General features: G+C 63.6%; 12 protein-coding genes. 5 read left to right on the top strand and 7 right to left on the bottom strand.

Annotated elements, in window-relative coordinates; genetic code table 11:
* Nucleotides 1-40 precede the first annotated feature (40 nt).
* The 3 genes from P5205_04465 to P5205_04455 all read right to left on the bottom strand — a co-directional run bounded on the left by P5205_04465 (nt 41) and on the right by P5205_04455 (nt 4,380).
* Nucleotides 41-1,978: an O-antigen ligase family protein gene (locus tag P5205_04465; GenBank protein ID HSA09604.1), complete on the bottom strand. Its 1,938-nt coding sequence runs from the start codon at nt 1,976-1,978 to the stop codon at nt 41-43.
* Nucleotides 1,978-3,354, bottom strand: a complete 1,377-nt coding sequence (locus tag P5205_04460) for an aconitase family protein (protein ID HSA09603.1) — start codon at nt 3,352-3,354, stop codon at nt 1,978-1,980. The genes P5205_04465 and P5205_04460 overlap by 1 nt, the downstream gene beginning before the upstream one ends.
* 504 nt (nt 3,355-3,858) lie before the next feature.
* Nucleotides 3,859-4,380 carry a hypothetical protein gene (locus P5205_04455; GenBank protein HSA09602.1) on the bottom strand — a complete coding sequence of 174 codons (522 nt, stop codon included), beginning with the start codon at nt 4,378-4,380 and terminating at the stop codon, nt 3,859-3,861.
* Nucleotides 4,381-4,588: 208 nt separating this feature from the next.
* Between P5205_04455 and P5205_04450 the strand changes: the two genes are divergently transcribed.
* The gene (locus P5205_04450; protein HSA09601.1) at nt 4,589-5,452 is read left to right on the top strand and encodes a hypothetical protein; all 864 of its coding nucleotides are present in this window, start codon (nt 4,589-4,591) and stop codon (nt 5,450-5,452) included.
* A 44-nt stretch (nt 5,453-5,496) separates the two neighbouring features.
* Here P5205_04450 and P5205_04445 read toward each other — a convergent pair whose 3' ends face one another.
* Complete coding sequence (locus tag P5205_04445) at nt 5,497-8,325, bottom strand: FAD-linked oxidase C-terminal domain-containing protein (protein ID HSA09600.1); 2,829 nt, start codon at nt 8,323-8,325, stop codon at nt 5,497-5,499.
* Between the two features lie 220 nt (nt 8,326-8,545).
* Between P5205_04445 and P5205_04440 the strand changes: the two genes are divergently transcribed.
* The 4 genes from P5205_04440 to P5205_04425 all read left to right on the top strand — a co-directional run bounded on the left by P5205_04440 (nt 8,546) and on the right by P5205_04425 (nt 13,453).
* A complete protein-coding gene (locus tag P5205_04440; protein HSA09599.1) occupies nt 8,546-9,013 on the top strand; it encodes a MarR family transcriptional regulator in 468 nt (155 codons plus the stop codon).
* Between the two features lie 22 nt (nt 9,014-9,035).
* A complete protein-coding gene (locus P5205_04435) occupies nt 9,036-10,451 on the top strand; it encodes a nitrilase-related carbon-nitrogen hydrolase (GenBank protein ID HSA09598.1) in 1,416 nt (471 codons plus the stop codon).
* Nucleotides 10,423-12,564, top strand: coding sequence for an AMP-binding protein (locus tag P5205_04430; protein HSA09597.1), 2,142 nt, complete (start codon nt 10,423-10,425; stop codon nt 12,562-12,564). Before P5205_04435 ends, P5205_04430 begins: the two co-directional genes overlap by 29 nt.
* A 124-nt stretch (nt 12,565-12,688) precedes the next feature.
* On the top strand, nt 12,689-13,453 hold the full coding sequence (locus P5205_04425) for an alpha/beta hydrolase (protein ID HSA09596.1): 765 nt from the start codon (nt 12,689-12,691) through the stop codon (nt 13,451-13,453).
* On the opposite strand, the gene P5205_04420 is transcribed toward P5205_04425, so the two are convergent.
* The 3 genes from P5205_04420 to P5205_04410 form a co-directional block, all read right to left on the bottom strand.
* The gene (locus P5205_04420; protein ID HSA09595.1) at nt 13,450-13,983 is read right to left on the bottom strand and encodes a cob(I)yrinic acid a,c-diamide adenosyltransferase; all 534 of its coding nucleotides are present in this window, start codon (nt 13,981-13,983) and stop codon (nt 13,450-13,452) included. The genes P5205_04425 and P5205_04420 overlap by 4 nt on opposite strands.
* A 25-nt stretch (nt 13,984-14,008) precedes the next feature.
* Entirely contained in the window at nt 14,009-15,004 is a 996-nt protein-coding gene (locus P5205_04415; GenBank protein HSA09594.1) for an N-acetylmuramoyl-L-alanine amidase, read from the bottom strand.
* Between the two features lie 93 nt (nt 15,005-15,097).
* Nucleotides 15,098-21,319 carry an alpha-2-macroglobulin family protein gene (locus P5205_04410; protein ID HSA09593.1) on the bottom strand — a complete coding sequence of 2,074 codons (6,222 nt, stop codon included), beginning with the start codon at nt 21,317-21,319 and terminating at the stop codon, nt 15,098-15,100.
* Between the last annotated feature and the right edge of the window lie 162 nt (nt 21,320-21,481).

Raw genomic sequence — 21,481 nt, 5'->3', positions numbered from 1 at the left:
CTTTCGGTCCCGCTCGCAATCTTACCTGGAATCCGCAGGGCTATTCAACCGCAGGTTTCAGGCCAATTCCCGGTGAATCCGGCGGGGCAGCCAGTTTGGCGCTGATTTCGTTAGTGGCCGCTTCCTGCAGCCGGCGGTTCACAATCTCGAGGTAATTGCGTGCGATCGGATTGTCCTGGGAGGACAATTGGAGGGAACGCTCAAACCATGTCCTGGCGGCCGCGAAATTCCCCGCTTGCACGTAATGCAGCCCAACGTTCGCCGTCAGGAAGTAGCCGTTCGGCTCGAGCTGGGACGCGCGTTCAAAGTACGGCCGCGACTCGTCCAGCCGGCCCAACCAGTCCAGGCACCAGCCATAACGCAGATAACCGTAACCGCTCCATGGGTTGAGCGCCATGTGGCGTTCGAACCAGGTCATCGCCTGCGTTGCAAGCTCCCGGTAATTCTCACCGCCCTCCGAGGATTGGATGCGCCAGGCTTCGGCAATGGCATACGCTGTTTCCGGATTCATCGGCTCGGCGGCGAACGCCTTTTCCAGGCAGGCCACTTGCGCAGGCGAGAAGCTTGGCGCGCGGGCCGCACGCTGAAGCCAGACATATTCCACCGCGCGACGCCAGCCTTGCACTCCGAGGTAAGCCACCCCAGCCAACACCACCACGCTGGCAAGAACTCTGCCCCAGGGGACCACCTTTGCCCAATACCGGTCGGTGGCGAAGCGCAGGCAACTGCTGAGCAGCGCCATCAGCGCGATCGCCAGGATGGCGTTGGCCGGTATGTGGAAGTTAAAGTCAACGGCGGAGTGCGCCAGGATCGCGGTCAAGCCAAGCGTCGTGCCCAGCACGAGAGCTAACTTGGTGCTGTTGCGCGGTTTCCCGATGTCCCGCGGCGCGTTGCGCACGTGGGGCCAGGTTTTAAGGACCCCCAGGCCCAGCAACGCCCAAAAGGCAACCACCAGCCCCGCGCCCACAACGCCCCATTCGGTCAGGGTATTCAGATAGTCGTTGTGCACCCAGCCGGGCCGCATCTGTATTTCCGCCGGCCGGAACTGGCGGAACCGATAATCGTAATGCGCAGGTCCCACGCCCCACCAAGGATTCTCCTGCCAGATGCGATAGGCAGCCTGCCATAGATGCGCGCGGCAGTCCTGCTCAATGCTTCCCCCCTCCGCCAACGTTGTCTTGAGGCGTGCCTGAATCGGATAGGTCTTGGGCAGGTAATAGGCGCCCACCCCAAGAAGGACCACCAGCAACACCAGCGCCGGCAGCCGGTAGGTGCGATGAAAAAGCAGCACGCTGAAAAGCAGCAACAGGACCAGCCCAGTCGAAACCCAGGTGCCGCGCGAGTTCGTGGCGACGATGCCCGCCAGGATTACCAACGAAGCGTAACCCAGAGTGACCTTGACCACCACATGGAGCCGGCTGGCCACCATGAAGGCCAGGCCGAGCGGCAGAATCATCTCCAGAAAGCCGCCCAGGTGATTCCGCGAGATAAAGGTGCCCGAAGCGTTAAAGTCGTGCGGCACATAGTGATACCAGACCCACTTCGAGTGGGTCAGGAACTGGTAAATCGCGTAGCCCGAGATTGCCATCGCCAGAAAGACCAGCGTGCAGGCGATAACCTGGGTGGTCTCCTGCCGGTGCAAGTTGTTGAGGATGGCGAAGAACAGGAAAGCATAAATTACAATGCGAATCAGTTCCTGGCGGGCGACGTATTCAATGTCCGCGTTGAGATAGTGGAGAACCGCGTAAACGGTGAAGGCGACCACCGCCCAGCAAGCCGGCGGCCACAACAGTTGCGGCCGGGGATTAAGCCAAAAGCGCGCCCCCCAAAGCAGCAGCACACCGAGCGTCAGCCCCTGGATGATCAGAAACGAGCGCGGGCGCACCGCCCCGGTGGCCAGCGGCCCAAAAACCAGGATCGCCAGCACCAACGCGAGGATGCCCCGCTCGCACCAGCGGTCCAGCGTTTCGCGATTCATCAGCCCCCGGGCAGCAGTTCGCGCGGATCGGCGATCCGCCCCGTCACGGCGCTGGCCGCCACCGTCGCCGGCGAAGCGAGAAACACCTGCGACTCCTTGTGCCCCATGCGGCCGGGGAAATTGCGGTTGGTCGCGCTGATGCACTTGAGCGGCGAGTTCATCCGGCCAAAGGTGTCCACCGGGCCGCCGAGGCACGCCGCGCAACCGGCGTTCTCGGTCATCTGCACGCCGGCCGCGGTGAGTATCTCCCAAACGGTCTGGTCGCCCCACCGCGCAGTCTGCAAGTCGCGCACGATTTCCGGCGTCGCCGGCACGCCAAAGGTGTCAATGGTCACCCGCCGGCCCCGCACCACGCGCGCAAATTCGAGGAAGTCGCTCGTCTTGCCGCCGGTGCAGGACCCGATGTAGGCCCGGTCGAGCTTGATGTGGCCAAGTTCCTTCGCCAGCTTGCGCTGCCCGGGATTGGGATGGCACGCCACCGTCGGCTCAAGCTGAGCCAGGTCGAGCACCAGCTCATAGACAAACTTCTGCCTCCGGTCGCGATCAACCGGTTCGTAAGCGGTTCTCGTCCCGTTCAGCTTGCAACGGTGATCCACGTAGGCCTGCGTCTGAGCGTCGAACTCGAAAATACCGTTTTTCCCGCCGGCCTCGATCGCCATGTTGGCGACGGTCATGCGGTCATCCATGCTTAAGGTCGCGGCGCCCGGGCCGTCGAACTGCATCGCGCGATACGTCGCGCCGTCAAAGCCGATCTCGCCGATGCAATGCAGGATGATGTCCTTGGCCATGACCCCCGGCTGCAACTTGCCTTCCAGCCGGAAATGCATCGTTTCCGGCACCTTGAGCAGCAACTTGCCCGTGCCCATCACAAATCCGGCGTCCGTGTTGCCGATGCCGGTGGCGAACTCGTTAAACGCACCGGCCATGCAGGTGTGTGAGTCCGTCCCGAACAGCACCTCGCCCGGGCGGGTATGGCCTTTCTGCGGCAAGGCCGCATGGCAAACCCCGGCGTAGCGGGACCCATATTGCCGCCGAAGCATGCCCTTGCCGGCATCGAACATCCAGCGCCCGTTCGGGTCGTCAATGACATCGTAGAAGTAAGTGATCCCCTGCTCCCGGGCGAACTCCCGCAGGATATCCACGTTGCGATTCGACTTGGAATCGGAGGTGAAGATGTAATGGTCCGGCATGATCACCACTTTGTTTCGGTCCCAGACCTTCGCCGCCCGGCCGAACTCGCGGTGAAACACGCCAATCGTCCCCGGCCCGCAAACATCATGCGTCATCAGGACATCGGCCTGGACCCAAACATTGTCTCCGGCCTGAACCCGCGCCTTGCCCGCCGCGCGCGCCAGTATTCTCTCGGTTAACGTCATACGACATTGGCAGGCTACCTGACCCCGCCTCCGATTTCAATACGCAAACCGGCGCAGGCCAATCCCGCCTCAATCCTCCGCGAGTTGCGGAACCAACCCGCCCAGCGGCGAAATGCAGGGCAGTCGCCTGTTCCTGAACCGACTGGCCGCCCCGGTGCGAAAACGCTGTGAAGCCCGTTATACCCCGGTGTGGTTCCCATGGGGCCCGACCCCCATGGGAACCACACCGGGTAATAACCGCATTCGCACCGTGGATACACACTTGATGCTCCCGGTGGATTATTGCGCAACACACTGCCATTCAATCACTTAAAGCAATTTGGGCCGAAAACCGGCCTCTTTCCCGCTCCAATCGCAGGAAAGCAGGGTGAATTAACGATAATCGTGGAGCCAAACTCCTCCTGGGCCCGTGAATTCAGCCGGAGCCAATCGGCCAGGCCTCCGCCGGATTGCAGAACCACCTCTACGCCACCGTCTGAGGCCGGGCGGTGTGATGCGGCGCGCCTACTCTTCTATGTGGAAATACCCTGAAAGCGCCTTTTTGATCTGTTTCTTGTCTATTGCCCAGTAGGCTTTCTCTTTGGAATTGAACGCATAGCAGTAGAAGACAAGGCCTTCGTTGGGTTCGGCGCTGTCCAGGATCAACTTGGTGCCTGTGTTCCCAAACCCGTCGGTCGCCTCCACGATTGTGGCTTTGCCGATCTTGATCTTCTCACCAGCCTTGATCGAAGTCCCCCGTTTGCTCACCCACTTTTCGGTGGCGATGAAGTCGCAGAGCGGTTGGTCGCCGCCGAATCCCCGGCTCATCCCGAGCGTCCTGAACCGGTCAATGCGGTCCAGGCTTTTATCCGCGACCAGCGTGACCCCCAGCATTTCCTTCTCAAGCTCTTTCCCGGGTGCGGGAGCCTCGGCGGCGACCTGGGATTTCTTGGGCTTGGCGGCAGCAGAGTTGGTTTCGGCAGAGGAGCCGGTGATGATTGAGAGGCAGAGCATCGGGGACACAAACCATGCGAAATGCGTTTTCATAACAAGATAGACGGAGGCTAGCGCCGTATGCTCCCGGAAACAAGATTTCCCCGGGATGGCTGGCCTGGCAGGCACAGATCACTGGCTGCGCATCCTCGCTTCCGCCAGCTCAACATCCCCAGACCAAGGATGGCCACCTTCTTGAATCCGCCCTGGGACGCGTTTCCGCAACCCCAGTTCGGCTTTGCCCGCCCCACTCCCCCGGCTTATGCTTCCTGACCATATGCGGATGAAGAATTGCGGATTGGGGCGCCTGGCGAGTACGTGGCTGTGCGCCAAGCGATTATCGGGATGGGTCGGTCTGGTGGTTGTGGCCCTCGCTGCCGGGTGCGCCCACTCGCCCGCAGACGCAACCGGCGGCGGGCTGGCCGCGCCGCTCGTGCCGCAGCCCCCGGTCTTCCTGAGCGGGGCCATGGGCCTGCTGTTCACCAACGTGGATGGATTCCGCGCCCGCGTGGTGCTGGAGGAAGGAGCCTCCGCCATGCAGGTGGCCGCCGGCGAACTGATGGGCCAGGGAGGCAAATTGGTGTTCATCCCTAGTGTGAGCAAAGCCGAACTCAAGCGCTCCCTGGCGGCGGACTCCGCTTTTATCTGGGAGGTGCCCGCGCACCGAGGCTGCATCGTCAATGGGCCCATGCAGGCTTACGCGACGATCGCGGCGAACAGCCTCTTCACCAACCTCGTAGCCGGGACGACCGCCGGCGGCTCCCCGACCGAGGAGATCGCCGGGCATCCCTGCCAGCGAATGGAGACGGTGGTAACTGCCAACGACGGGTCGATCACGGCTTTTCGCCTCTGGCGGGCGACCGATTTGAAAGGGCTTGCCCTGCGCGTTGTTTGCACCTCGAGCAGCACCCCCCTGACCCTGAATTTGTCGAAAGCCCGGTTGGAAACCCTGCCCGATGACCTGTTCTTGCCGCCGGGCGGCTTTACGAAGTTCGAGAGCCCCCAGGCGCTGGCCGGCGAGCTGACGACCCGGCAGCAGCGGCTCAAGAAACGCCCGAGTTACAACGCCGAGGAGTCGGAACCGGGCGCGGGCCTGGACACTCGCTACCCCAACCGTCTGCAGTAAGACCAGGCCGTTCGAAGCCGCCCCTCGCCGACCGCCGTGGCTGGTCAGGCCAGCGCGTCCGCCAGCACCTCCGCCATGTGCCGCGCGCGAACGGGAGCCAGGTGATCAATCTGGTGCCGGCAGCTCGTGCCGGAGGCGACCACGACCGTGCCGAACGGCTGGCTCCGGACCTTCCGCGCGAGCGGCTCGGCCACCTTGAGCGAGAGTTCGTACTTGGATGCCAGGGCCCCGAACGCGCCGGCCATGCCGCAGCAGCCGGTGTCCAGCAGCGTCACATTGCGTTCCGGCAGGCGCTCGGCCAGCCGCCGCAGGTTGGCGGTGTCGGTCAGCGCCTTGGCATGGCAATGCGCGTGAATGATCATGTTGCCGGCCTTGGTCTTGAACCGCAGCGCCTCGGGCTCATGGCTGAGCAATGCCTCGATGAACTGCTCGAACAGATGGCAACGCCGGGCCACAGGTTCGGTGCCCTCCAGGCTCAGCTCGCGGTAGTCCTCGACGAACATGGAATAGCAGGATGCTTCCAGGAAGATGATGGGCGCGGCGTCCACGTCCCGATGGAGCAGCGCGAGGTTGTGCCGGCCCAGCCGCTTGGCCTCGTCCAGGTTGCCCTGGCTGAACGCTGGCCGCCCGCAACACTTGCGTCCGACCGGCAGGACTACTTCGAACCCGGCGGCTTCGAGCACCTTCACCGCCGCGATGCCGATGTGCGGCTCGTGGTACCGCACGAAGGTGTCGTCCCAAAGCACCACCCGGCCGCGCGGGGCTGGCGCCGAGCGCCCCCGGCGGGCGAACCAGTGATCGAAGCGCTGGCGGGCGTAATGCGGCGGCGGCCGTTGCCACGCCAGGCCCAGCGTCTTGGTCAAAATGCCGCGCACGAAAAGCGAATCCAGGACGAAGTTGGCCAGCCGCGGCATCCGGCAACCCAGCCTGCCCAGGAAATCCACATTGCTGATCACCCGCTCGCGCCAGGACAAGCCGGTGCGCTGAATCCGCGCGTGCAACAGCTCGGCTTTGAGCAACGTCAGGTTAACATTGGACGGGCATTCCGTCGTGCAGGCTTTGCAGGAGAGGCAATTGCTCAGCGCCGCGTCCAGCTCGGCGCAACGCAGCGGATCGGCGCCGTCCAGGCCGCGCAGTTCCAGCGCCGCGCGGATGGCATTGGCCCGGCCGCGCGTGCTCATGATCTCCTCGCCGGTGGCAATGAAGGTCGGGCACATGCTCGGCGTCTCTTTGCGGCAGCCGCCGCAGCCGTTACACTGCTCCAGGTTGCGCGTGAAGGAGCCGTCCTTGGCCGCAAACGCCAGAACCGGCGCAAACGGCAGCTTCAGCTCGTGGCCGGCCCCCTGGCGCAGCAGGGTGTCAATCTTGTACCGCCCGTCCGGGAGAATCTTGCCCGGGTTGTAAAGGTTGTTCGGGTCGAACGAGGTCTTGATCTCGCGCATCGCATCCAGCAGCCCGTCGCCCAGTTGCTCCGGCATGTACTCGGTCCGCGCGAGGCCAACGCCATGCTCGGCGGCCAGCGAGCCGTTGAACTCCCGAACCAGCGTGGACACTTCGTTCGCAAGGTGGCGGAACTTCTTCAGGTCCTCCGCCGAGTGCAGATCGAGGATCGGCCGCACATGGAGCAAGCCCGACGCCGCGTGACCATAGAAGGAAGCCTGCAGCCCGAGCGGCGCCAGCAGGGATTGCAGCCCGGCCACGTAGGCGGGCAAATCCCGGGGGCGCACGGCGGCATCCTCGATGCCGGTCGTGGGTTTGGCGGCTCCCTTGCGGCCGGTCAGGAGTGAAAGTCCTGCCTGGCGCAGGGACCTGATGAGGTTTGCCTCCGCCTGGCCCTTGACAATCAGCTTGCGCAGGCCCAGGTGGCGCGTTGCCAGCGCCGCCAGGCGATCCTCCACGTCATCAAAGAACTCGACCATCAGGATGGACTGGCAGGGCTTGTGTTCCAGTTCGAGCAAGTCGCGGGCGGCCTGAAACTGGCGCTGTCCCTTGGTTTGGTCGAACAGGAGCCGGTCAAGGTGCTCGATGGCGGCCGGCTTGAGGTCGAGCAGTTCGACCGTCGCCTGCATCGCCTCCGCCAGCGAGGCGAAGAATATCAGACCCAGGCCCCTCTGCTTCGGCAGCGGAACGATCCTGACCTCCGCCGACGTGATGGCCGCCAACGTCCCTTCGCTGCCGCAGAGCAGATGATTGAGGTTGCCGGGCTCCCGGACGCAGCGATCAATCGCGTAGCCCGGCCAGCGCTTCGACAGCCCCGGCGGGAGGCGCTCCGCTATGGTCAGCCCGTGAAAATACAGCAAGTCACCCACCAGCTCGCGCTGCTTGCGCAAGGTGTCGTGCTTCGGCCCGACCGCCACATTCCGCCCGTCAGCCAGCACCACCTCCAATTCGTTGATGTGATCCGCCGTCGTGCCATAGACCGGCGCGTGCGAACCGCTCGAATTATTCGCGATCATGCCGCCCAGCGTCGCCCGCGCGCTAGTGGCCACATCCGGCCCGAACCAGTAGCCGTGCGGCCGCAGGAAATTGTTCAGTTGATCCAGGATCACACCCGGTTCCACCCGCACCGTGCGCTGCTCCAGGTCCAAATCCGAGATCTGGCGGCAGTAGCGTGAGAAGTCTATGACCAGCCCGTCGCCAAGGGCCCCTCCGGCCAGCCCGGTGCCGGCCCCGCGCGGCGTGACGGCCACGCCCGCCATCACCGCGGCGTCAATGAGCAGGCTGACCTGCCGCGTGTTGACCGGAAAGGCGACCGCCGCCGGGGTGATTTGGTAAATCGAGGCGTCGGTCGCGTAAAGCTGGCGCGTCAGATTGTCGAAAGCAATTTCACAGTTCGCCCCTCTGAGTGTTGACTGTTGTTGGGCCGAAATCATCGCGCGCCCTTAATTTATCGGCGCTCCGCCCCGTTGACAATCGCGATCCGCCCGGCAGGCAGGCGTCCGGAGCGCACCCACGCACCGCCCCGGGTTCGGCCCCCCCTCCCGCGGCGAAGGTGCGGGAGAGAGCCCGGCTGCCGGGGGCGCGGGAGCAATCGCCGGCCCGCGCCGGGCGGAGACTGTTGACATATAAACAATTATATGCTAAACAATTGGCATGAAACCGAGAGTGGATGAAGATCATCCCGGCTACCGGGCGCTCATGGAGCTGCTGCGCACCGCCGACACGGTCTGGGACGCCAGCCGGATGTTCTTTGAGCGCTGGGATCTGAGCCCCAGCCAGTTCAATGTGCTCAACCTCCTGCGCCTCAACCCCGCCGGCCTTTCCCAGACCGACCTCAGCCGCCAGCTTATCATGCACCGGTCCAATGTGACGGGGCTGTTGGACCGGTTGGAGAAGCGGGATCTGGTGGCGCGCCACGAGGTGGCCGCCGACCGCCGCGCCTACAACGTGGTCCTGACCGCCGCCGGCATTCGGCTGCTGCGCGACATCCTGCCCCGTTATTACCGGGATGCCGGGCAGGTGTGGGGCCGCCTCCCCGCCCGGCGCGCGGCTGAGCTGATCGCGGATCTGCGGCAGGTGGCGCGGAACGCCCAGCGCATCGCCGGAACTTCGCCTCCCTGAACCCCTTAATGCAAGGAACCCTATGGCCACGTTTGCCCGCATTTCCCTCTGGGTGGTGGTCGCCGCGGCCGCCTTCCACGCGGCCTATGCCTCGGTCCACGGCAGCCTGCTGATCGTTCTCTACCTTTTCGCCCTGCTGCAACTGGCGCAGGCCGGCCGCTGGCGGCTGGCCTTCTATCCCGGTCTGGCCGTTGGGCTGCTCATCGCGGTGGCGCGGTTGGGGTTCTTCTGGGTCCTCTTTTCCGGCGCCGCGATCGCGCTGTGGTTCGTTTACGCATTCTGGATCGGCTTGTTTGTGGCGCTGGCTCGCCTGTGCCTCACGCGCTTCGGCCGCGCGCGGGGCTTCTTGCTTGTCCCGTTTGTTTGGGCCGGGCTCGAGTACTTCCGCAGCGAGCTTTACTACCTGCGCTTCTCGTGGCTGAGCATCGGCTACGCGTTTGCCGAGGCGCCCTGGCAGGCGGCCCTGCGGTTCACCGGCGTTTACGGCGCCGGCCTCCTGCTGGCGGGCGTGGCCGCTGCCGCTGTGTTCTGCTGGCAGAAATCCAAGGTCCGGGCCGCAGTGGTGCTTGTGCTCGGCGCCGGCGCCTTTGCCCTGGGCGGTGATCTTGTCGGCAGCCACACCTCAACCCCGGGTCCCGGTGTCCGCGTGGCGGGTGTTCAGATGGAGTTCCCCCTGGAAGCGGAAGTTGTCCTGCGTCTGAACGACCTTATCCGCGAGCATCCCGACACCGAGCTGGCCGTTCTCAGCGAATACACCTTCACCGGCCCCGTCCCGGACCCTGTGCGCGAATGGTGCCGGGAACACAGCCGCTACCTCGTGGTCGGCGGCAAGGCCCCCGCCACGGGCACCAACTTCTACAACACCGCCTTCGTGATCGGTCCGGACGGTGACATCGTCTTCCGCCAGGTGAAGGCCGTTCCCATCCAGTTCATGAACGATGGCCTGGCCGCTCCGGAACAGAAAGTGTGGGACTCGCCCTGGGGCAAGATCGGCATCTGCATCTGCTACGACCTGAGCTACACTCGCGTTAACGACCGCCTCGTCCGGCAAGGCGCCCAGGCCCTGATTGTGCCTACCATGGACGTCGCCGACTGGGGCCAGGCCCAGCACGAACTCCACGCCCGCATTGCGCCCGTTCGGGCCACGGAACACCGCCTGCCGATCTTCCGCCTGGCCAGTTCGGGCATCTCCCAGTTGACCGATCACGCGGGCCGCGTTCTTGCCTCCGCACCTTGCCCGGGCGACGGCGTCACTCTCGCCGGCACCTTGGAACTCCGCGGCACCGGCCGGCTGCCCGCCGACCGCTGGCTGGCCCCTTTTTCCGTGGCGGTGACCGCGGTGCTGATGGTGATGTTCTTCCTGCACCGCCCGCGCGCTTCGCACGCTCCGTCCGAGCCTCCCAAGACTCATGATAACCCTCCTCCTTTGGCTGCTTAAGCTCCTCTACCGATTTCGCGCGCACAACCTGGCGGCGCTCAAGACGCCCGGTCCGGTCCTGCTGCTGCCCAACCACATCTCCTGGTGGGACTGGCTGCTCATCGGCGTCTGCCTGGACCATGACTGGCGCTTCGTTACCTCCAGCGCTACCGCCGGGCTCAGTTGGTTCCATAGGCGCATCATGATCAACCGCCGCACCTTCCCGGTGGACATGAACTCGCCTTTCGCGGTCAAACGCATGGCGGAGTATCTCCAGAACGGCGGGCGGCTGGTGCTGTTCCCGGAGGGACGGCTTTCCTGCACCGGCTCGCTGATGAAGCTCTTCGACGGCACGGGCTTCCTGATCTTCAAAACCCGGGCCAAGGTCATCACCGCCTATATCCGCGGCGCCCAAAGGCTGCCGTTCTCGCGAAGCCCCGGCCGCAGTCAGTGGTTTCCGCGGCTGTCGGTTCACTTCAGCCATGTGCTGCCGGCGCCCAGTCTAGAGCACGTTAGCGCCACCGCCGCGCGGGCAAGGCTCACTCACTGGCTGCGCGAGCAGATGGTTCGGCAGCGCTTCGAGACCGAGATGGTCTTCGGCCCGGCCACCATGCCGGAGGCCATCGTGGACGCCGCGCGCCGCTGGCCCCGCAAAGTCATCCTGCAAGACACCAGCCTCCAGTCGCTTACCTATCGCCGCCTGCTGGCGGGCGCGAACCTGCTGGCGGACCAGTGGCGCGCGCTGCTTGGCCAGGCGGAAGAGCGCGTGGGCTTGCTGCTCCCAAACGTCAATGCCATGCCCGTTGCCACCTTGAGTCTGTGGGCCGCCGGAAAGGTCCCTGCCATCCTCAACTACACCACCGGCACAGCAGTGCTGCTATCCTGCGCCCGGCTCGCGGGACTCAAGCATATCATCACCTCCAGGGCGTTCATTCGGCGTGCCAGGCTCGACCTGGAACCCATCACCGCCGCTGGGATTCAGGTGGTCTGCCTCGAAGACGTGCGCGCCCGAATCACCGGCGCCCAACGCTTCCTGGCTCTCCTCCGCCAGTGCATCAAACCGCGCCTTTCCGGCGGCAACCACCATCCATCAACGGAAAGCCCCGCCGTCATCCTTTTCACCAGCGGCTCCGAGGGCGAGCCCAAAGGCGTCGAACTCACCCATCGCAACCTGCTCGCCAACATCCGCCAAATGCTCTCCGTCATTGACCTGATGGAGACCGACCGCTTCTTCAATGCGCTGCCGCTGTTCCACAGTTTCGGGCTAACGGTAGGCCTCCTGTTGCCGCTGACGCAGGGCGTCTTTGTCCTGCTCTACCCGTCGCCCCTGCATTACCGCGTCGTCCCTTCCGCGTTCTACAACCTGGACTGCACGATCTTCTTCGGCACGAACACCTTCCTTAACGGCTACGCGCGCAAGGCCCATCCCTATGATTTCCGCTCCCTGCGCTACTTGTTTGCCGGCGCGGAGAAGGTCCAGGAGGCCACCGCGGCCTTCTGGATGCGCAAGTTCGGCGTGCGGATTCTGGAAGGCTACGGCGCCACCGAATGCAGCCCCTGCCTGGCAGCGAACCTGCCGATGTGCCCGCGCCACGGTTCCGCCGGCCAGTTCCTGCCGGGAATCGAACATCGGCTCGAACCGGTCGAGGGTGTCGCCGAAGGGGGCCGGCTCTTCGTGCGCGGCCCCAATGTCATGCGCGGCTACCTCAACGCAGAAGCCAACACCCGCTTCCAGGCCCTCGGCGGCTGGTACGACACCGGCGACATCGTCAAGGTGGATGCCGAAGGCTTCGTCTTCATCCTGGGGCGGCTCAAGCGCTTTGCCAAAGTCAGCGGTGAGATGGTCAGCCTCGCGGCAGTGGAAGACGCCCTGGCCGGCGCTTTTCCGCAATACGGCCTGCGGTTTGCGGTGGCGGTCGTTGCGCGCCCCGATGCCGCCCGGGGGGAGAGTTTGCTTGCGGTGACCAACGAACCGCGGCTGACCCTGGAGGCCATCCGCTCCGTCGTGCACGCCCGCGGTTTGAGCAACCTTGCTGTCCCGCGCGAAATCAAAGTGCTGCACGATCTGCCCCGGCTCAGCACGGGGAAGGTCAATCACCGCGAACTGGACAAGCTCGTTCAGGCATCCCCGTGAGCTCCATGCACCCTCAAGGCCCTGATGTCACATGATTGCATCCTCACACCGTAAATCGCATGACTGGGTCACTCCGCGACCGAAAGAACCGATTGCCTTGCCTGCAGTGTCGCCAATCAATCAAATGACCGAGAAGCTGGAGATACGCGTCCATGGAGACACGGCGCCGGCCACCCTCATCTATCTGCCGGGGCTGCACGGGGATTGGACGCTGGTCGGCAGCTTCCGGCAAGCGCTCGGGGGGCGGGTGCGGTTTGTGGAAATGACGTATCCCCGAACGCTTGCGTGGTCGTTGGAGGATTACGCCCGGGCAATTGAAACCGCGCTGGCCGAGCGGGGCATTGCCCAGGGCTGGCTGCTGGGTGAGTCGTTTGGATCGCAGGTGCTGTGGAGCCTCGTGGGCCGGGACCGCTTTCGGGTCGAGGCGGTGGTGCTGGCAGGCGGCTTTGTGCGGCATCCCATGCAGTGGGGCGTGCGCCTGGCCGAACGCATCGGCGGCAGCGTCCCGCTATCACTGATAACGCGCATCCTGTTTGGCTATGCCAAGGTAGCCCGCTTCCGCTACCGGCATTCGCCGGCGACGCTGGCCAATATCCATGAGTTCATCGCGCGGCGGACGGAGCTGGATCGTCAGGCGGCCATCCACCGCCTGCGCCTCATTGCGCAGAATAATCCCGGCGCCATTGCGAGGAGCGTGAAGGCGCCTGTGTATGCGTTGACCGGTCTGCTTGATCCCATCGTGCCGTGGTGTTGCGTGCGGCCCTGGCTGCGAAAGAACTGCCCCAGCCTCCGGGAGTACAGCATCATCACAGACGCCGACCACAACGTGCTGGGAACGACCGCTCAAGCTGCGGCCGGGCACATCCTGCGCTGGATGGGCGCAAGTTAGCGGCGCCCGTCCTCGACCCCTCGCGCCAGCAGCCAGAGCAAATCCGACAGCCGATTCAGATAGACAACAACTTCCGGGTTGTTGAGCTGGCCGGCGTCTTTCAGCGCGCAGACGCGCCGCTCGGCTCGCCGGCAGACTGTGCGCGCGAAGTCAAGCGCCGCCGAAGCCTGGTTCGCCCCGGGCATCACCCAGCCTTTGCCAGGAGGCTTCGCGGCCTCGATTTCCCTGATCCAGCCATCCAGCCCGGCGGTCATCGCCTGGGTAACCGAGGCATGGCCATCGTTCACGTAGCGCGGCAAGTCTTCCGGCGCGGTCGCCAGTTCGCCCATCACCCGCACCAGGTCCTGCTGCAGCGCCTCCAACTTCTCGCGCAGCACACCTATTTCGACCGTGGCGCGGGCAACGCCGACCGCAGCGTTCAGTTCGTCCACCGCGCCATAGGCTTCCACACGCGCGTCGCTCTTCGAAACAGCCCGGTTATACATCAGGGCAGTCTGCCCCTGGTCTCCGCGTTTGGTGACAATGCTCATGCCAGTGCACTCCTTCCGGTGGCACTCACGCCCCGCGCTCCACCGCCTGTTTGTAAGCCAGCAGGCCCTTAACGATGGCCCGTGCTATCTGCTGCCGGTAGGCTGAGGTGAGAATTTTGCGCCCCTCGACTGGATGCGACATGAAACCCGCTTCAATCAGCACGGCTGGCATAACCGCGTCGCGCAGCACGGCAAAGCGCGCCCGGCGCACCCCGCGATCCTCCACCGCGAGATTGCGCATCAAGGCACTCTGCACCTGGTAGGCCAGGAACAGATTCAGCCGGTTGTTTCGGTTGCCGGCGTAGGAACCGGCGCCCGCGCCCTCGCCGCGCGCATTGGTCGAAGCCGCCCCCGCCGGTGTCAGGCAGTAAACCTCCGCTCCCTGCACCGAATTGCGCCCATTGTCAGCGCCGTTGAAATGCAGGCTGACAAACAGGTCCGCCTTCCGGCGTTTAGCCAATGCCGGACGCGCCGGCAGCTCGACCACCGTGTCACTGCTTCGCGTGAGCACAACCTTCAAGCCGGCTCGCGCCAGTTGCCGCCGCACCTCGTGCGCCAGCAGGAGCGTGTAGCGTTTCTCCTGGTTCGAGCCAGCCTGGTTGCCAGGATCTTTCCCGCCGTGGCCAGGGTCGAGGCAGACCGTTTTTATTCTCGCGCCCGGCTGATTTCTCGGCGGCCGTACAAGAGGCTCAAGGGTCAAATCCACGTCCAACTGCGCCAGCCAGATTGCGCCAGCTTGCAGCACCACCGGATAAAGCAGCCAGACCTCGATCCCATTAACCCGGGCCTCGCGGGAATCCACCGCCAGCGCCAACTTCAACGACGGGCCCTTCAATTCGAGCATCTCTTCCGCTTTGAGCCAGTGCCCCTCAAGGCTGTGAGCCTTGGCCCAATCGGCAACTCGCACATATGTCCGGCCTGGGACTTTGGCCAGCCGCGAGCCGCTCCTGGCGTTCTGCGCCCCCGCCGCGCCAGCCGCGGCGAGCGCCAGCACAAGCCAGAGCATGATTGCCGATCTCATGCCTCCGCACTCTGCAGGTCCGGTCCTTCCGGGGCAAGCCTCATCGAGGCAGCACGGCATCCCTCCGCGCGGCCGCCGGCCCCCAGATCGCGCTCAGTTCACCACGAGCGGCAGGCTCTGGCTGTGGCTGTTGAACTCGGGCGCGTACATGCACTGGATTTGCGCCATGCCGGTTTGGTATTGGCCGCGGAGCTGGACGCGGGTCGAGTACTCGAACACGTAGGCGCCCTTGGGGAGGTAATCAATGAAGAAGTGGCTGGCGACGTCGCGGGTGCTCTCGTAATAGGCGAGGCCATCCTGATACTTGTAACGCGAGAGCACGTTGACCGGCTCGGTGCCGCTGCCGCGCTGGTCTTTCAGGTGCACGTATTCCATGTCGCGGTCCACGCGCAGCTCGATGCGCACGACCAGTTCGTCGCCGACCTTGACCGGGCCCTTCACGGGCTCCAACACTGGGCCTTTGGCAGTGTTGACCTTGGTAAAGAGCGACTTGTTCAGCTTCAGCGGGGTGCCCTCGTAGGGCGTGACCTTGCTGATGTCCTCGAGGTATTGCCAGTTGACGCTGCCCCAGGCGACGCCCTGGTCAACCTTCTTGACGGTGATCTCGCCCAGCTTTGGCTTAATCTCCGCCGGCGCAAACCGATACTCGTAAAATCCCGTGCCCGCTTCCGGCTGACTTCGGATGTCGGACTTCGGATTTCGGACTTCCTTCGAGCTTCGGCCTTCGGATTTCGCATTTCCGCCCGCCGCGGGCGTCACGTCCACGCCATCCAGTTTCACCTGCGCCAGCGCGTCGCTCGACAGGATGTCGCGGCCGCGGAGCAGCAGGGCATAGACGGCATCGGCGGTGGCTTTGGTGGTTTTCCAATCCTGGGTTTGCTTCTGCTTGAGCAGCCACACGCGGCAATCCTCGACGGCCGGCTGGTCGCCCATGACCTCGTCAAAGGCCTCGATCATCAGCGCCTGGGTCTCAATGGGCGCCCGATACCACCACCAGCTCAGCTCGGTCTCGCGCCAGAACATGCCCATCTCCTCATTGGACACGCTGCGCTCCTTGATGGATTTCATGATATCTCGCGGCGTCGAATCGTTAAGCGAGTTAATGGAGTTGAAGCGTTGGAGGGCGAGAGCCAGGTGCCCCTGGGTTTGGCGGCAATCGGTTTTGAGCCATAACTTCCGGGACTGCTGAAGGAAGAAGTTAATCGCGGCCTTGTGCTGCGGTTCGATCGCCCTGTCCTTGAGGAAGAAACTCCGCCCGTATAGATAGAGAGCGTCGGTGGAACTGGGCACGTATTTCTCCGGCTCGGGCCGGCTCCGAATGCGCTCGTAGTGCTCAGCCATCCAGCCATCAAGCCGCTGGAGCGAACGGATGGCCGGGGCGACGTCAATATCCGCGCCCAGACGACGCAGCCGGCCGAAGCCGGTGGTGATGTAGAGGGTGATGTAATCGTTGCCCTGCCCGCCGGGGAACCACGGCCAGGAACCGTCGTTCAGTTGCTGTTCGGTCAGCTTGCGCAGCGTGGCGTCGATTTCATAGTTGAGACGGTTGTCATCGAAGAGAATACCGACATTCTTGCGCGCCTGGCTTTCGTTGGCGGCCTGCCGCAGCCAGGGGGTTTCCTCGATCATAACCGCCTTGAGGTCCTGATTCTTCTGGAGGGGGCTTTCGAGGGCAGGTGTGTTCTTCCACTGATCAAAGATGCGACGGATCCTGGGGTCAGAGTTGGCGATGGTGCGGGCCAGGGCATTGGCGTAGAGGCGGTTGAAGGTCTGCTCGGTGCATTCGTACGGATATTCCATCAAATAGGGCAGCGCCAACACAGCATACCACGCGGGGTTGGACACCATTTGCACAACCAGATTCTGATTCTGCAGCGTCTTCGAACCGCCTGATTTGAGGAGCCTGGCAAACTCGAACTTCGTCGTCGCCGGGCCGCGAATCGGCAGAGGCAGCGACTCGGTGACCAGAATCCTGCGCGAGAGCACCGGCAAGTTGCCTTCCTCGCCGTCCGATACGTTAGCCGCCGCGCCAACGGCTTTGTAGGCGAGGAAACCACAGCCGTCCGGCACGTGGATGCGCCAGGCGCAACTGCGCGATTCCTTGGCCGGGATGTCGAAGTCCTGTTCAGGCTTCGAGTTGCCGAGGAGCTTGTCAGCGTAGGACAGGCGTCCCGCCTGTCCTTGGTCAGGCGAGACGCCTGACCTACCTTGCGCCTCGTTGAAGGTGAGCCGCACCGTGCCGCGCAGGGGCTTGTCGGTCTGGTTGGACACCTTGACGGTAAACTCGACGGTATCATCCTCGCGCAGGAAGCGGGGCGGGTTGGGCTGGACCATGAGGTCTTTGGCGGTGACGGCGTGGTCCTCGAGCAAGCCGCTGCGCATTGACCGGTCGTGGGCGAAACCCAGGAACCGCCACTTCGTCAGCGCTTCGGGCATGGTGAAAGTCAGGCGCACCACGCCGTTGGAATCCGAGGTCAACTGCGGGAAGAAGAATGCCGTCTCGTTGAGGTTCTTTCGGGCGGCAACCTGGCTCAAGTCGGGCTTTGGCGCCGGGGATTCTTTGCCTGCGCCAGACGCTCCGCCAACGGCCGCCTTGTCGAAATCAACAGTATCTGGCTCCGAAGGCGTCCCCGCCTTCATCGCCATCGCAGCCGCGGGCGCCGGCGATGCCAGCAGGGCCAAACTCTCGTCGCGCAGATCCATTGTTCTTGCCGCAGCGAAATTCTCCGTTACTTCCGCACGCCTTGCCACTCTGCCGAAGTAGTCATAGCCCCACAAGTTCGCCGTCAAGTCTGGCGGAAATGAGCGATAAGTAATCGCCACACTTTCGCGAGGCCTGTGCCAGCCCCCCAACACCTGCCTGAACGCCATGGACCCATTGCCAAATTGCGGCTGCATGTAGGAACTGTCCTCGCGGAATACCGAAAACCGGCCTGGCCAGCTCAATGGGGCAAAGGCATCCAGTGACTCGTCGTAAAGCGTCGCCACCAACTCAGCCACGGTCCTCTCCGCACTTCGGCCTTCTGTTTTCGGACTTCGAACTTCGAGCGTCCAGGTCTCCTTCTGCCCGGGCTGCAGCTTCGAAACAAAGTGCTCCCACTTCAGATCCAGGACCTTGTTCTGCCAGGGCACGCTGATTTTGCGCGACTCAAGGCAGGCGCGATTCTCGCGGACAAACGTGACGTGGACAAAGCAGCCGCCGCGCATCGCCTCGGTGACGGCCAGCTTGATCTGCTGCTGGGTGGCGCCGGGCTTTGTCCAATAGCGCTGGATCATCTCCCGGCGATGCTCGATCTCGATGAATGCCCGGCCCGTGTCGTAGCCCGTCCCCCATAATGCCATGAACTCCTCCCCAGGCTGCAGTTCCCAGTCCGGCGCCGCCAGCACCCACGGGACTTTGATCTCCAGCTTCGATGCCTCCGGCTTCAGGACCCGGAGAGGCAACCTGCCGGTGACCTTCTTTCCAAACCGATCCTGCGTCTCCAGCACGGCACGGTAAGCCCCTGCGGCAAGCTCGAACGATACCTTCGCCATGCCGTTAGTGTCGGTGGTGAACCCCTTTTCGGCGACGACCTTGCCCAGCGGCCAGTTGTTGGGGTTGGACAAGTCGTTGCGTGGCTCGCTCTCACCCGCCTCCCCACCATAGCGCCATGGCTCATGTCGGAACAGCGGCGGCCGGTGCATTTTCTGCGGCGCCTGCAACGCATACACCTTCAGGCTGCCCTCAGCCACCTGCGGCTCGCCGTCCAGGGTCTTGGTCTCCAGCTTTAGCTCGACTGGCTTGCGGTCGGTCTGCCAGTCGTCGGCACTGATTGTGGCTTCGAGAGCGGTGTAACCCACTCTGATGACCCGATCGGCGGAGCGGGTCTCACCCGCGCTGTCGGTCACATCAGCATTGATCTGGAACATGAAAGTCGGCTCGTCCTTCTCGGGCACCTTGGGATCCGGCTTGGCGGTGAATTCGATCTTGAAGGAACCGTCGGTGCCGGTCCGGACCGTGCCATGGGCGATCTCCTGGCTTTCCCCCAGAGGCTGGCCACCGCGCCACCAACCCCACCACCAGGGCATCTGCACTTCGCGCACAACGCGGTATTTCACCGCCGCGCCATCCACGGCAGCACCGGTGTAATTCATAGCGTGACCTGTCAGGGCGACCTTCTCGTTAAGCTTCGCTGCCGTCTTCGGGGCGTCGAGCGTCACCTCGAATTTAGGCCGCTTGTATTCCTCAACCCGGAAGTGTGCCGTGCCCTGCGCTCGCCCCTCGACCGAAAGGGACATCGCGCCCATCAGCCGGTCTCGCGGGGCTGTGAAACTGCCGGCGAAAGAGCCATAATCGTTGGCCCGCTGCGCTTGCCGCGCGATTTCCTTACCATTTACGTCCTTGAATAGCACCGTTAACTCTTCGCCCTTGAGCACTTCGTAGTCGTCCTTAGTCTGGTCCACCCAAAGGCAAATGCCCTTGTATTGAATCGTCTGACCGGGCCGGTAAACGGCGCGATCGGTAAAGAAGACCGTCTGGGCCGCCTGCCGTCGAGCCTGCCAGTTCTGCCGGTCGTGGGACCAGATGTCATTCGCCGTAGCCAACTCCTGCCCGTTGTGGCGAGCCCGGAACAGGTAACCCCGGTTTTGTGACGGCTTCAGGGAGAAGAAACCATTTTCATCCGTGGTCAGGGTTGGATCGGCAATGCGGTTGCCCTGGTTGTCGAGGTGCCACACAGCCACCTGAGCACCGGAAACCGGCTCGCCCGAATCAGCGACCAGGACGAAACCTTCGATCTTGCCGTCGCGCGTCCGCGTCACCAGCGCCAGGCTGCTCACCCACACGTCGGTCATCGAGATAACGTTGTCCGTCTCGCCAAACTTCGGATCATGGCTGGCGGCGATGAAGTAGTAGCTTGGCTTGAGACCGCCGGGCGCCGGGGTGGTGAACGTCTTCTCCTTGTAATCGGTCGTGGCAGGCAGTTTTGCCGACCACTCCAGCGCGGGCTTCCGGGCCAGGATTTCCCGGCGTTCCTTGTCGTTCAAGTTCTCGGGACGATGGCGGCGCTTCTCCAGGAACACGGTCCAGTCATACGGGATTGCGCGGAAATACACCGCGCCAATATTGCGGTAGCGCACGGTGAGGTCCGGCCAGGGGGCGTTCCAAACCCGCTCGGCCGTCACGCTGGCTGACTTGGATTCTATGGCGGTGACTACGTTGCGGCAAAGGCGGCCTCCAACCGTTTTCGGGAACGCCTGCGCCCCCTCCAGTGCGATCTGGCGGGCGGCAACAAGCTCGCCCTCCTGCTGGAGCACGCGCGCCCATCGCTCGCGCGCCAGCGCCGACAACTCGTGATCGGCCCACTTGCCCACGAACGCCTTTAGCGCCGCCTTGTAGCGATCGTTTTTGGTCTCACCGAACGCCGTGTTCCACGCGTAAGTCAACCGGTTTAGATCCACGTCTAAAAAGGCCGTGGGGTCGCTGTCCTTTTCGTGAAACGCCATCAGCGCCCCCTGGAGCGTCAGAGCTTTGATGATCGGCGAGTCGGGTAACTGCCTGGTCGGGAACGTCCGCCACCAGGCAAGAAACTTATCGCTCGAATCGAGAGCCGGACTGTCGGCGGCAAGCTCGAAGGCGTCCTCGGGCTTGGCGGCGGCTTGCTCGCCGGAGGTGTAGAACTCGAGGGCCTCGTGGGCGATGAAATCGTAGAGCGTGGGCCGGTAACTGTCGGGCATCGTGCCCTTTTCCAGCAGGTCATTCCAGGAGCTAATTGGGGTGGCCTTGAGGATCTTCTCCGCGCCGAGCGCCTTCCGGAACTGCTTGTCAATCTCCGCAAAGATACGCGGCAGGTCCCAGGTAGTGAAATCCTTGCCGGGCGGCGCGGCGGTAGCGGTGCGCTGCATAAAGCGCCACTTGTTCTGCTGAAAGTAGTGCCAATACCAATTGGCCAGCAGCGCATCCAACAGCGGCACCATCTCCTTGGGTGACTTGGCGATCTCCGCCTCCAGCCGCTCGATCTTCTGCTCCGGCTTGTTGCCCTGGATGTTTCCTTCCAGCGCGATCTTCTTGCCTATGGCCTTCACCGCCTCGGCATAAGCTCTATCCTTGAGAGCGCCCTGGATGATGGGTTCCAGGTTGGTGATAGCGGTCTTGGGCAGGCCCTTCTTGATGGCTTCCTCAACCTGCTTCCATTGCACGTCGCGCGAGCCGGCCTGCAGGGGGAAGGACGTCACAAGCAGGGCCGCGATGGCGACGGTGAAAAGGGAGAATGGAAGCTGGAGGACGGCGAAAGCTGGAGCGCGGCGGGCGGACAGGCGGGCAAAGAGTCTATGCATAGGGCTTCGATGACTTTGAACGATTGGCTCATGACATTTCCAAATACACGCAAACATTCCTCACCATTAGACGGCAAAGGATGATTTGTGCTCCGGCCCAGCCTTTGGCAAGCCGATAATGTCGCTTCGCGGCGAAGCCATTCTTTCGAATTGACCCGGCCC

The sequence above is a fragment of the Candidatus Paceibacterota bacterium genome (assembly GCA_035452965.1).
Classification (GTDB): Bacteria; Verrucomicrobiota; Verrucomicrobiia; order Limisphaerales; family UBA8199; genus UBA8199.
The sequence above is the reverse complement of the archived record's forward strand: the minus strand, read 5'-3'. Positions and strand labels throughout refer to the sequence as shown.